The organism is Aurantimonas sp. HBX-1, assembly GCF_021391535.1.
GTDB lineage: Bacteria > Pseudomonadota > Alphaproteobacteria > Rhizobiales > Rhizobiaceae > Aurantimonas.
On record NZ_CP090066.1, the window covers coordinates 463,649 to 475,779 of the forward strand.

12 protein-coding genes are annotated in these 12,131 nt (G+C 71.1%); 5 read left to right on the forward strand and 7 right to left on the reverse strand.

Annotation, left to right across the window (positions count from 1 at the left end):
- Positions 1 to 83: 83 nt before the first annotated feature.
- The 3 genes from LXB15_RS02140 (at position 84) to LXB15_RS02150 (ending at position 3,159) form a co-directional block, all read left to right on the forward strand.
- Complete coding sequence (locus LXB15_RS02140) at positions 84 to 905, forward strand: N-acetylmuramidase domain-containing protein (protein ID WP_233950646.1); 822 nt, start codon at positions 84 to 86, stop codon at positions 903 to 905.
- A 46-nt stretch (positions 906 to 951) separates the two neighbouring features.
- Complete coding sequence (gene otsB / locus LXB15_RS02145; RefSeq protein ID WP_233950647.1) at positions 952 to 1,677, forward strand: trehalose-phosphatase; 726 nt, start codon at positions 952 to 954, stop codon at positions 1,675 to 1,677.
- Between the two features lie 69 nt (positions 1,678 to 1,746).
- Entirely contained in the window at positions 1,747 to 3,159 is a 1,413-nt protein-coding gene (locus LXB15_RS02150; protein WP_233950648.1) for a trehalose-6-phosphate synthase, read from the forward strand.
- On the opposite strand, the gene LXB15_RS02155 is transcribed toward LXB15_RS02150, so the two are convergent.
- Positions 3,134 to 4,285: a YbfB/YjiJ family MFS transporter gene (locus LXB15_RS02155; protein ID WP_233950649.1), complete on the reverse strand. Its 1,152-nt coding sequence runs from the start codon at positions 4,283 to 4,285 to the stop codon at positions 3,134 to 3,136. The genes LXB15_RS02150 and LXB15_RS02155 overlap by 26 nt on opposite strands.
- 172 nt (positions 4,286 to 4,457) lie before the next feature.
- On the opposite strand from LXB15_RS02155, the gene LXB15_RS02160 reads away from it, so the two are divergent.
- Positions 4,458 to 5,249 carry a polyphosphate kinase 2 family protein gene (locus LXB15_RS02160; protein WP_233950650.1) on the forward strand — a complete coding sequence of 264 codons (792 nt, stop codon included), beginning with the start codon at positions 4,458 to 4,460 and terminating at the stop codon, positions 5,247 to 5,249.
- Positions 5,250 to 5,348: 99 nt separating this feature from the next.
- Here LXB15_RS02160 and LXB15_RS02165 read toward each other — a convergent pair whose 3' ends face one another.
- From LXB15_RS02165 to LXB15_RS02175, 3 genes are all read right to left on the reverse strand, one after another.
- Positions 5,349 to 5,714, reverse strand: a complete 366-nt coding sequence (locus LXB15_RS02165; protein ID WP_233950651.1) for an RcnB family protein — start codon at positions 5,712 to 5,714, stop codon at positions 5,349 to 5,351.
- A gap of 89 nt (positions 5,715 to 5,803) precedes the next feature.
- Positions 5,804 to 7,057 carry an ATP-binding protein gene (locus tag LXB15_RS02170; protein ID WP_233950652.1) on the reverse strand — a complete coding sequence of 418 codons (1,254 nt, stop codon included), beginning with the start codon at positions 7,055 to 7,057 and terminating at the stop codon, positions 5,804 to 5,806.
- Complete coding sequence (locus LXB15_RS02175; protein WP_233950653.1) at positions 7,054 to 7,776, reverse strand: response regulator transcription factor; 723 nt, start codon at positions 7,774 to 7,776, stop codon at positions 7,054 to 7,056. Before LXB15_RS02175 ends, LXB15_RS02170 begins: the two co-directional genes overlap by 4 nt.
- Positions 7,777 to 7,988: 212 nt before the next feature.
- Here LXB15_RS02175 and LXB15_RS02180 point away from each other — a divergent pair, with 212 nt between their 5' ends.
- Entirely contained in the window at positions 7,989 to 8,888 is a 900-nt protein-coding gene (locus LXB15_RS02180) for a hypothetical protein (RefSeq protein ID WP_233950654.1), read from the forward strand.
- A 63-nt stretch (positions 8,889 to 8,951) separates the two neighbouring features.
- Here LXB15_RS02180 and LXB15_RS02185 read toward each other — a convergent pair whose 3' ends face one another.
- The 3 genes from LXB15_RS02185 to LXB15_RS02195 form a co-directional block, all read right to left on the reverse strand.
- Complete coding sequence (locus LXB15_RS02185) at positions 8,952 to 10,148, reverse strand: acetyl-CoA C-acyltransferase (protein WP_233950655.1); 1,197 nt, start codon at positions 10,146 to 10,148, stop codon at positions 8,952 to 8,954.
- A gap of 11 nt (positions 10,149 to 10,159) precedes the next feature.
- Complete coding sequence (locus LXB15_RS02190) at positions 10,160 to 10,771, reverse strand: glutathione S-transferase family protein (protein WP_233950656.1); 612 nt, start codon at positions 10,769 to 10,771, stop codon at positions 10,160 to 10,162.
- 78 nt (positions 10,772 to 10,849) lie between these two features.
- Positions 10,850 to 12,130 carry a TRAP transporter large permease gene (locus LXB15_RS02195; RefSeq protein WP_233950657.1) on the reverse strand — a complete coding sequence of 427 codons (1,281 nt, stop codon included), beginning with the start codon at positions 12,128 to 12,130 and terminating at the stop codon, positions 10,850 to 10,852.
- Between the last annotated feature and the right edge of the window lies 1 nt (position 12,131).

Here is a 12,131-nt window from a genome sequence, read left to right on the forward strand (position 1 = left end):
AAGAGGCGGCGTGCGGCGAAGTTCTCCCCGCCTGCATCGCCGCTGCGACAATCGCTCCGTCGCGGTATGGACGGGAGCGGAGCATGGCGGTGGAGAGGACGGTTCTGGCGGCGGCGCGCCGCGCGGGAGAGGTAGCGGGCGTCGATCCAGCGGTGCTGCTGGCGGTGGCGCTGGTCGAGACGCGCGGCGTGGCGCTGGCGGTCTTCGACGGCAGGGCGGAGCCGCTGATCCGCTTCGAGGGGCATTATTTCGACCGGCTGCTCGCCGAGCCGGCGCGCCGGCGTGCCCGCGCCGAGGGCCTTGCGCACCCGCGGGCCGGGGCGGTGGCCAACCCGGGCGCCCAGTCGGCGCGCTGGCGGCTGTTCGAGCGGGCGGCAGGCATCGACGCCGCCGCGGCGATAGCTTCGACCTCGTGGGGTCTCTGTCAGGTGATGGGCGCGCACTGGCAGGCGCTCGGCTATCGCAGCGCCGAAGCGCTCCGCGACGACGCCCGGGACTCGCCCGAAGGCCAGTTCGCCATCGGCGCGCGGTTCCTGAAGCTCGGCCATCTCGACCGGCGGCTGGCGGACGGCGACCATGCCGGCTTCGCGCGGCGCTACAACGGCCCCGCCTACAAGCGCAACCGCTACGACGAGAAGATCGCCGCCGCCTGGCGCGAGGCGCATCGGCTGCTGGCGGCGCCCGCCGGCGATGCGTCGCTGATACGCGGCGCCCGCGGCGACGCCGTCCGGGAGTTGCAGGCGGGCCTGCGTCAGCACGGCCACGCCATCGCCTTGGATGGCCTGTTCGGAGCGCTCACGGAAGCGGCGGTGACGGCCTTCCAGCGTTCCGTTTCGCTGCCCGCGACCGGCGCGGCCGACGCCGCGACGCTCGCGGCCCTCGCCCGGCCGCCGGCGGCCTCCTGAGCAATTTCTGGCTGCGAGTGGCCCGCCGCCTGTGTTAGGTCGGGTCATGTCGCAGCCTCTGTCCATCGATTCCCGCCGCCACGCCGTCTTCCTCGACTTCGACGGAACGCTCGTCGAGCTGGTGGACGACCCGGAAGCGGTGGCGATCGCGCCCGCCGCGCTGGCACGGCTCGAGGCGCTGCGGGCGGAGCTTTCCGGCGCGCTAGCGATCGTCAGCGGCCGGCGCATCGAAGACATCGACCGTTTCCTCTCCCCGCTGCGCCTTGCCGCCGCCGGCGTCCACGGGCTGGAGCGCCGGCTGCTGCCGGACGGTCCGGTCGAACGGCTGGCGGGACCCGAGACGCTCGACGCGGTTCGCGCGGCGCTCGCGCCGACGCTCCGCCGGGAGCCGCGGCTGACGCTCGAGGACAAAGGAACGGCGCTGGTGCTGCACTACCGCACCGCGCCGGACCTTGGGGATTGCGCCGTCCAGGCGATGGCGGCTGCGACCGAAGGGCGCGACGACCTGGTGGTGATGCAGGGCGACAACATCGTCGAGGTGCATCCGTCCGGCATGGACAAGGGGATCGCCGTCGCCGACATGCTGCGGCAGCCGCCTTTCGCCGGACGGGTTCCGGTCTATGTGGGGGACGACACGACCGACGAGTTCGCGCTCCGGCATGTCCGTGACGCCGGGGGCCTGTCGGTCAAGGTGGGCACCAAGGCGAGTGTCGCGGAGCACCGCCTCGATGACGTCGCGGCAGTGCATCGCTGGCTGGGTGTCGGCGCGTGACCGGCAAACGGGACGGGTTGGGAACGGTGGGGCCTCGCAGCCCGGACCGGGGAGGCGGGAAGGGAACGAATGGCTGATCGGCAGCGACGACTGGTGGTGGTCTCCAACCGTGTGGGACCGCTCAACGACGAGGGCAAGGCCGGCGGTCTCGCCGTCGGGCTATCCGATGCGCTGAAGCGCCGGGGCGGGCTGTGGTTCGGCTGGAGCGGGGAGATCTCCGAGGAGGGCACGTTCAGCGCCGAGCACACCGAGGTCCAGGACCAGGTGGCGATGACCACGATCGACATGACCCAGGAGGATGTCGACGGGTTCTATTACGGCTACGCCAACCGCTCGCTGTGGCCGCTGCTGCACTACCGGCTGGACCTGGCGCATTTCGACCGCCAGTCGGACCGGGTGTACCGCTCCGTCAACCAGCGCTTCGCGGCGCGCCTGGCACCGCTGATTGCCGAGGACGACCTCGTCTGGGTCCACGACTACCATTTCTTCTATCTCGGCTCGGAGCTGCGCCAGTGCGGCTTCAAGGGCCGGCTCGGCTTCTTCCTGCACATTCCGTTCTGCCCGCCGGAGATCTTCACGGCGCTGCCGGCGAGCCACGACATCGTCCGCGCCATGCTCGCCTATGACGTGGTGGGCTTCCAGACCGAGACCGACCGGCGCAATTTCGTGGCCTTCTGCATCCGCGAACTGGGCGGCGAGAAGCTCGACGGCCGGCGGGTGCGGGTCGGCGACCGGACCGTGCTGGCCCAGACCTTCCCGATCGGCATCGACGCGCACGGCTATTCTCGCTTCGCGACGTCCCCGGAGGCGGGCGAGCACGAGGAGATGCTGCGCGATCTCGCCGGCGACCGGCTGCAGATCGTCGGCGTCGACCGGATGGACTATTCCAAGGGGCTGGTGGAGCGGTTCCGCGGCTTCGAGCGGCTGCTCGAGGACTATCCGGAGAACCGCGGCAACGTGCAGTTCCTGCAGGTGGCACCGCTGTCGCGCTCCGAACTCGGCGCCTATGTCGACCTCAGGCGGGAACTGGAAGAGCTGGCCGGCCACATCAACGGCCGCTTCGCGACGCTCGACTGGACGCCGATCCAGATCATGACCCGCGGCTTCACCCGCCGCGCGCTGGCCGGCATCTACCGCGCCGCCAGGGTCTGCCTTGTGACGCCGCTCCGCGACGGGATGAACCTCGTCGCCAAGGAGTTCGTCGCCGCGCAGGACGCCAGCGACCCGGGCGTGCTGGTGCTGTCGCGCTTTGCCGGCGCGCGCGCCGAACTCTCCGACGCGCTGATCATCAATCCCTATTCTCCCGACGACATCGCCCGCGCCCTGCAGCGGGCGCTGACCATGTCGTTCGACGAGCGCAGCCATCGCTGGGAGCGGATGCGCGAGGCGGTGTTCTCCGGCACGGCGGCGCACTGGTGCGACGAGTTCCTGGCGTCGCTGGAAAGCTTCGACCCGGTCACGCCGGAGACGGACGCAGCCTGATCGCCGCCAGCAGGGCGGCGAGGCCGAGAGCCAGCACGGCGGCGGAGGCGGCGAGGGCAACATTGTAGTCGGCATCGCCGGCGACGAGGAAGCCGGCGACGAGCGGTCCGAGCATCTGGCCGAGGCCGAAGCCGGCGGTGAGCACGGCGAAGCCGCGGCCGCCGAGGCCATGGCGCCCGAGCGGCATGGTCAGGACGGTGATCGCCATGAAGGTGCCGCCGAACAGCAGGGCGGCGAGCAGCGCGGCGGGAGCCGAGCCGCTCAGCACCGGCAGCATGACGCCGAGGATCTGCGCCCCATAGGCACAGGCGAGGGCGTTGGAAAAGCCGATGCGCTCGGCGACCATCGACCAGACGAGGCAGCTCGGCAGGCCGGCCAGTCCGGCGATGATCCACACCCAGTCGCCCATCGCCTCCAGCCCCGGCCGGCTCTTGACGATCGCCACGATGAAGGTGGCGAAGACCGAATAGCCGAGGCCCTCGCAGGTGTAGTTGACGAGCAGCGGCCAGAACGGCAGCGGCCGCGGCACGCGCCGGCGCGGATCGTGCCGCCGCGTCTGCGCCGGCAGCGCGCGGTCCCTGACCTCGACGACGATCACCGGGATCAGCGGCAGGCAGAGCAGGCCGGCGGCGATCCAGAGCCCGGCGGCGCTGAGCGCCGGCGCGGCGGCGTGGACCAGCAGGCCGGAGACGGCGATGCCGGTGCCGACGCCGCCGAACACCCAGCCGAGCTTGGCCTCGGCGCCGACGCGGGCAAGCGCCTCGGCGATGATGCCGGCGGCCGAGATCATCGCGAAGGCGCTGGCGATGCCGGAGAGGCCCCGCAGCGCCAGCCAGACGGCCAGTTCGTCGGTCAGGCCCATGCCGATCGTCGTCGCGACGCTGGCGACGAGGCCGAACTGCAGCGCTCGGCGGCGGGCCGGCCCGGCGGGCACGAAGGAGGCAAGGATCGAGCCCGCAAGGTAGCCGGCGAAGTTCGCCGCGGCGATGATCCCGGCGATGTCCGGCCCGAACCCGTAGTCGCGCTGCATCAGCGGCAGCAGCGGCGTGTAGAGGAACCGGCCCACCCCCATCACGACCGCGAGGGTGAGGAAGCCGCCGAGCAGCAGACGGTTGGCAGGGTTCATCGGGCGGGATCCGGTAGGGCCGCGGCCCGGAGCAGGACGGGGTCGAGTCGGCAGGAAGGAAACGGCGCGCGGACGATATAGCCCGGGGAGGGCGGGAGGCCAAACGTCGCGATGCGGGATCGCTCGCGCCGCGGCCAGCGCTATGTACGGGGCCGAACAGAAGGATGATGGAATGTCCCGAAAGAAGAAGGCGGTGCGCCTTGCCGATCTCGATTTGACGACGCGGATCGACGAGCCGGACTACGAGCGCCGTCTCGCCGACGCGCAGACCTGCTTCCAGCAGATCCACCAGGCCTATCTCAAGACCCGCGACGACGGCGTCGTGGTCTTCGAGGGCTGGGACGCCGCCGGCAAGGGCGGCGCGATCCGCCGCATGGCGAGCGTCATGGACCCGCGCGGCTTCCGCGTCTGGCCGATCGGCGCGCCGCAGGGCCGCGACGCGGAGCGCCACTACATGGCGCGCTTCTGGGAAAGGCTCCCGGCCGAGGGCGAGATCGCGGTGTTCGACCGCTCCTGGTACGGCCGCGTGCTGGTCGAGAGGGTCGAGGGTTTCGCGACCGAGCCGGAATGGGAACGCGCCTACGAGGAGATCAACGCCTTCGAGAAGCAGCTCGCCGACGCCGGAACCCGGATCGCCAAGGTTTTCCTCTATATCGACCGGGACGAGCAGCTGAAGCGCTTCGAGAAGCGGCTGCACGACCCGCTGAAGCGCTGGAAGCTCTCGTTCGAGGATTTCCGCAACCGCGAGAAATGGGACGATTACGAGCGCGCTGCCGACGAGATGCTGGCGCGCACCGATACCGCCTGGGCGCCCTGGCACGTCATTCCGGCCAACCACAAGAAATACGCCCGGGTGGCGGCGCTGGAGGCGGTCGCGTCGCGGCTGGCGGACGGGGTCGACCTGTCGCCGCCGCCGCTCGACCCCGAGCTCGAGGCGCGCTTCCGCAAGGAGGCCAAGGTCTGACAAGTTCGGCCTCGGGGCGCGGACCGGCCATGACCGAAACGACACCGGGCCGGTCTTGCGACCGGCCCGGCTGAAGTCTCGCAAGGAAGCGGCGCGCGATCAGCGCGAAGCGGCGACGATGCTGGCGATCAGCCCGGAGGCGGCCGCGACCAGCAGATAGTCGTCGTCGACGCGCACCCAGCGCTGGCCGTTGCCGGGCCGGCGCAGGCCATGGCGCTGCCAGTCGTCGACGCCGCGGCCGCGATACTGGGCCGGAACCCGGCCGCCGCGATGGCGCCAGTCGCGCTGGTTCCCCCGGCGGGCGTCGCGGCGCCCGGAGCGGACGTCCTTGCCGCGATGCACGACGGTCGTCTCCTTGACCACCGTGCGGTGGACGACCTTGCCACCGGCGGCACTGGCCGGCACGGCGAAGGCCGGAAGCGCGACCGCGAGGCTCAGCGCGACGGCGAGTGATTTCATGAACATGGCTTGCTCTCCTGACGTCCCTGTCAGTGAACCAACCCTGCCGGAAGCGCATCGATCCGGTTACGAAACGTGTCTTTTGTTGCGCAGCATCACGCCGCCAGCGGCAGCCGCACGGTCTGTTCCAATCCGCCGCCGGGGCGGTTGACGATGCGGATCGACCCGCCGGCCCCGTCGATGATCTCCTTGGCGATGGCGAGGCCGAGCCCGGCGCCCGGCTTGAACTGGCGGCGGCCGGGATCGACCCGGAAGAACGGCTCGAAGGCGCGGCCGATCACCGCCTCCGGAATGCCGGGGCCCTCGTCGGCGATGGTGATCACCGCTTCCCGGTCGCTGCGCCGCAGGCGGACCCGGGCGCCGCCGCCATGCAGGGCGGCATTGTCGATCAGGTTGCGAAGCGCCCGTTTCAGCGCGAACGGGCGGGCCGCGGCGGAAAGCGGCTCCGTCCCGGCATCGACCTCGTCCACCTGGCGCCCGATCTCCCGCAGCTCGGCGGCGATCTCGCTGACCAGCGGCCCCAGCGCGATGGCCTCGCCGGGGGAGGGATCGACCTCCTCGCGCACCAGGCGGATGGCGCTGTCGGCGATGCGGTCGAGCTCGGAAAGGTCCTTCAGCCAGACCTCGCGATCCTCGTCGGGCAGGAACTCGGCGCGCAGCCGCATCCGCGTCATCGGCGTGCGCAAATCGTGGCCGGCGGCGGCGACGAGGCGCATGCGGCTCTCGATCGCGTCGCGCACCCGGCTGGTCAGCCGGTTCAGCGCCGCCGCCGTGGCGCGCACCTCGGCCGGCCCGTCCTCCGGCACATGCGCCGGCAGGCCGTCCGCGCCGACGGTGGAGACGGCCTCGTCGAGCAGGCGGAGCGGCCGCGTGACCTTGGTGGCGGCGAACAGCGAGACGGCCGCCGCGCCGGCGACGACCAGCGCCATGTAGAAGACGAAGACCAGCCAGTTGCGTGGCGGAAAGCCGGGATAGGGCAGGTACGCCCACTCGCCGGGCGCGAATTCGAAGGCCAGCTGGCGGGTGCGCGCCTCAGGATCGCCGACGATGCTGACGGGGATGTCGAGACCTGATTCCGCCAGGGAGCGCTGGATGCCGCGGGCTTCGCGGACCATGAAGCCCGGCTGGCTCAACGGTTCCCCGCCGGTGACGATGCCGTGGCGTTCGGCGGCGGACGGATCGCTGGCCAGCACCGAGGCGAGAATCCGCACCTCCTCAGAAAAGGTCTGGCGGAAGCTCTCCCGGTCGGGACGCTCGAGCACCTGCACCGAGACCGCAGCGGCGATGGCGACGACGCCGACGATGGCGAGCACAAGCAGGATCGCCAGCCGCGCCCGCAGCGAGCTCATCGCCCGGACTCCTCGCGCCGGTCGACCCGGGCGGCGAACTGGTAGCCGCCGTTGCGCACCGTCTTGAACAGGCGGAACACGCCGCCGTCGTTGAACTTGCGGCGCAGCCGGCTCATCGTCACGTCGACCGAGCGGTCGAAGGGATCGGCGGTCCGGCCGTGCAGCAGGTCCATCAGCACGTCGCGCGACAGCACCCGTCCCGGCCGGTCGAGAAAGATCATCAGCATGTCGAACTCGGCGCCGGTGAGGACGATCTCCTCGCCGTTCTCGGCCCGGACGATGCGGCGTTCCGGATCGACCGAGAAGCCGTCGAAATGATAGAGCGCCGGGGCCCGCTCGGCGGGCGCCTCGCCGCCGCGCCGCAGCACCGCGCGGATCCGCGCCGCCAGCTCGCGCGGATTGAACGGCTTGCCGAGATAGTCGTCTGCGCCGAGCTCGAGGCCGATGATGCGGTCGACGTCCTCCTTCAGCGCGGTGAGCAGGATGATCGCCATGTCCGGCCGGCGCTCCTTCATGTCCCGGCACATGTCGAGGCCGGAGCCGTCGGGCAGCATCACGTCCAGCACCACGAGGTCGATGCGGGAATCGCCGATCTTCTGCTCGCAGGCGCGCCGCGACGCGGCGATCGAGCAGCGAAAGCCCTGGCTCTCGAGATAGCGGCCGAGCAGGCGGCCGATTTCCGGATCGTCGTCGACGACGAGAATGTGGGGCTGGCTCATGCTGCGCATCCTGAGGCTCGTCGCCTTTTCTCGCCGCTGCCCACCCGGGAGGCGAGGGGATTCTTGTAACGCGAGGTTGCGGCGGCCGCCCTGGCAATGTTTCGCAACAACTTTCCGCGGCGTGGCCATGTTTCGCAACACTCGGCCGCAAGACCGCAACATCCGGCGCCTAGGTTCGGGGTCCACCAGTCATCGAACGAGAGGATATTCGCATGACACGTCTTTCCAGCAATTCCCGCACCCGCCGCCCGTCGAAGCTGATCGCGCTGCTCGGCGCAGCGCTGATGGCCGGCACCGGCGCGGCCTATGCCCAGGCTCCTGCCCAGGGCCAGGGCCCGGCCGGCGCGGCGCAGGCCGGCCCGGCAACGCCGGGCGCCCAGCGCGGCGACGGCCCCCGCATGGGCCGGTACCACGGGCGCGGCGGCCACGAACGGTGGATGCGCGGCCATGGCGGCCCGCGCGCCCACGCCCGGATGATGCAGATGTTCTCGCCGGCCAAGGTCGCCGGCGCGCTCGCGGCCATCGAGACGGGCATCGGCGTGCAGCCCGACCAGATGGAAGCCTGGCGGACGTTCACCGCGGCGCTGGTCGCCTTCGCCGACGGCGCGCAGCCGCCGCACATGGGCATGCGTCGTGGCGGCCCCCGCATGATGCCGGACACCGAGACGGCGCCCGAGGCGACCGGCGACGACACCGACACGTCGGTCGAGGAGACCATCGAGGACCAGGTGGAACTGCCGGGCGAGGACGCCGACGAGAGCAGCGACACCGACGCGGCTGACGAGGCCGACGACACCGTCGCATCGGAACAGGCTGGGCCGGGCTTCTTCATGCTGGAGCGCATGGCCGACCGGGCGATCGAGCAGGGCGAGCGGGCCGAGACGCTGAAGGCGGCGCTGGCCGACCTGCAGCAGACGCTGACGCCCGAGCAGATCGACACGGCACGCAGCCTGGTGCGGTCGATGATGCGGGACGCCCGCCGGGAGCACCGCGCCGAGATGCGCCAGCGTCGTGGCGGCCGTGACGGCGAGATGCGGCACGGCATGCGCGGCCACGGCGAGCACCGCCAGCACCACCAGGGCGGCAAGGGCATGGGCCCCGGTCGCGACTGACACGCGGGCCAGGCTCGGCGACTGACGAACGGCCGGTCCCCTGCGGGGCCGGCCGTTTCGCCGTCAGGAGACGGCCCGGTCCAGCATCTCGATGGCGACCGCCGTCGCCTCGCCGCCGCCGATGCAGATCGCCGCGATGCCGCGTTGCCCGCCCCGTTCCCGCAATGCGGCGATGAGGGTCACCAGGATGCGGGCGCCCGAGGCGCCGATCGGATGGCCGAGCGCGCAGGCGCCGCCATTGACGTTCATGATGTCGTGCGGGATGCCGAGATCCTGCATGGCGATCATCGGCACCACCGCGAAGGCCTCGTTGACCTCGAAGAGATCGACGTCGCCGAGGCGCCAGCCTGCCGCCTCGAGCACCCGGCGGATGGCCTCCACCGGCGCCGAGGTGAACATCGCGGGTTCGCCGGCGTATCGGCTGGTCGCGACGATCCGCGCCAGCGGCGCAAGCCCGCGTTTCTCGGCGAAGGAAGCCCGCGACAGGACCAGCGCCGCCGCGCCGTCGGAGATCGACGAGGAATTGGCGGCGGTGACGGTGCCGCCCTCGCGGAAGGCCGGCCGCAGCAGCGGGATCTTCGCCTTGTCCGCCTTGCGGGGCTGCTCGTCATGCGTGACGGTTGCGGTGCCCTTGCGGGTCGTCGTCGCGACGGGGACGATCTCGGTCGGCGTCGCCGGGCCGTCGGCGGCGGCGAGGGCGCGAGCCAGCGAGGCCGTGGCGTAGGCATCCTGCGCTTCCCGGGTGAACTGCCAGGCCTCCGCCGCGTCCTCGGCGAAGCTGCCCATCAGCCGCCCCTTGTCGTAGGCGTCCTCCAGCCCGTCGAGGAACATGTGGTCGACGACTTCGCCGTGGCCGAGCCGCAGGCCGGCGCGCGCCTTGGGCAGCAGATACGGCGCATTGGACATCGACTCCATGCCGCCCGCCACCTGCAGCCCCTCTGGGCGGGCGAGGAGGCCGTCATGGGCGATCATCGCCGCCATCATGCCGGAGCCGCACATCTTGTTGATGGTGGTGCAGGGCACGGATTTCGGCAGGCCGGCGCCAATCGCCGCCTGCCGGGCGGGCGCCTGGCCGAGGCCGGCGGGGAGCACGCAGCCCATCGTCACGTCGGAGACGTCGTCCGGCGCGCCGCCGCTTCGCTCCAGCGCCGCGGCGATGGCGGCCGCGCCGAGCTCCGGGGCGGTGAGCGGCATGAGCTCGCCCTGGAAGCTACCGAGCGGCGTGCGCGCCGCGCCGAGAATGACCACGGGATCCGGCATCGTCCTGCCTTTCAGTTTGGGGGCCGCGTCGCGGCGAGCGAGGGGCGATCGGCGAAGCAGCTGCGCAGCGCCCGGAGCCGCGGCGTCGGCGGCAGCCAGCCGGCGGCGGAAAAGCGCATGTCGACATAGTCCAGCGCGACGATCGCGGTGATGAGCCCGAGATCGAGGTCCGAGGCGTCGCGGCCGGCGAGCGCCGCCTCGACGACCTGCAGACCCTCGATCATCGCGCGCCGGCGCTTGCGGCCGAGTTCCGCGCCGTCGAAGCCGGTGTCCTGGAAGCCGCCGCTGAGGATGCGCCGGCCGACCATCGTCTGCACCGCGGCGTCGCAGACGCCGAGGGCGGTGCCGGTGAGCGACAGGCAGGCAGGATCCCAGCCGGCGGCCCCGCCGCGGGCGGCGCGCAGCTGTTCGGCATAGGCGGCGATCAGCAGGCATTCGGCGATGGCGGTGCCGTCGTCCAGCAGCAGGCAGGGCACACGGCCGGCGGTGTTCACCGCCAGCAGCTCGGCGGGGTCGGCCCACTGGTCGACGACCCGCACGTCGAGATCGGCGACACCCGCCTCGATCAGCGCGGCATGCGCGATGCGGGCGAAGGGCGAGGTGGGGTTCTTGTAGAGACGCATTCCGTACCTCTTCCAGGTACCCCGGCCAGCGGCGAGGGGCGGGGACGCTGCGGCGCCCCCGCCCGAAGCTATCCGGCTCTAGCGATAGAGCAAGGTCGGCAGCCACATGGTCACTGCCGGAATGAAGGTGACGAGCCCCAGCACGAAGAACAGCGGCACCAGGAAGGGCAGGGTGGCGCGCATGCAGCGCTCGAACGGGATGCCGGAGACGCGCGACAGCACGTAGAGCACCATGCCGATCGGCGGCGTCAGCAGCCCGATCATCAGGTTGAGCACCATGATCACCCCGAAATGCACCGGATCGACGCCCATCTTGACGGCGATCGGCAGGAGCACCGGCGTCAGGATGGTGATCGCCGCGACCGTCTCCATGAAGCAGCCGACCACCAGCAGGATGAGGTTGATCAGCAGCAGCACGATGATCGGGTTTTCCGAGACGGTCAGGATCAGCGACGCGAAATGCTCGGGGGCGCGGTTGGAGGTGAGGATCCAGGCGAAGATCGAGGCGGCGGCGACGATGAACAGCACCACCGCCGTCGTCTCGATCGTGTCGAAGGAGACCCGCAGGAAGCGTTTCAGCGACAGGCTGCGATAAACGAAGAGGCCGAGGATCAGCGCCCAGGCGCAGGCGGCGATCGCCGCCTCCGTGGGGGTGAAGGCACCGGAGAGGATGCCGCCGACGATGATCACCGGCGTCATCAGCGACAGGAAGGCGCGCTTGAAGGTGACGCCGAGGATCGACAGGCGGAAGGGCTGGTCCACCGGGTAGCCTCGGATGCGTGCATAGACGGCGATCATCACCATCAGGGCGACCGCCATCAGGAGACCCGGGATGAAGCCGGCGGCAAAGAGCTGGCCGATCGAGGCGCCGGCGACGACGCCGTAGATCACCATCGGCAGAGACGGCGGAATGATCGGCCCGATCGTCGAGGAGGCGGCGGTGATGCCGACGGCGAAATCCGGCTCGTAGTTGGCGTCGCGCATCGCCTTGATCTCGATGGCGCCGAGACCGCCGGCATCGGCGACGGCAGCGCCCGACATGCCGGCGAAGATCACCGACGCGCCGACATTGACGTGGCCGAGGCCGCCGCGCATCCAGCCGAAGATCGCCTTGGCGAAATCGAAGATCCGCTCGGTGATGCCGGCGGCGTTCATCAGGTTGCCGGCGAGGATGAAGAACGGGATGGCCAGCAGCGGGAAGGAGTCGACGCCGTTGATCATGCGGTGGATGACGACGACGTCGGGCACCCGACCCTCGACCAGGATGAAGATCGCCGACGAGCCGGCGAGCGCGATCGCGACCGGCACGCCGAGGATGATCATCCCCAGAAGCAGCCCGAAGAGGAGAGTCAGGAGCATG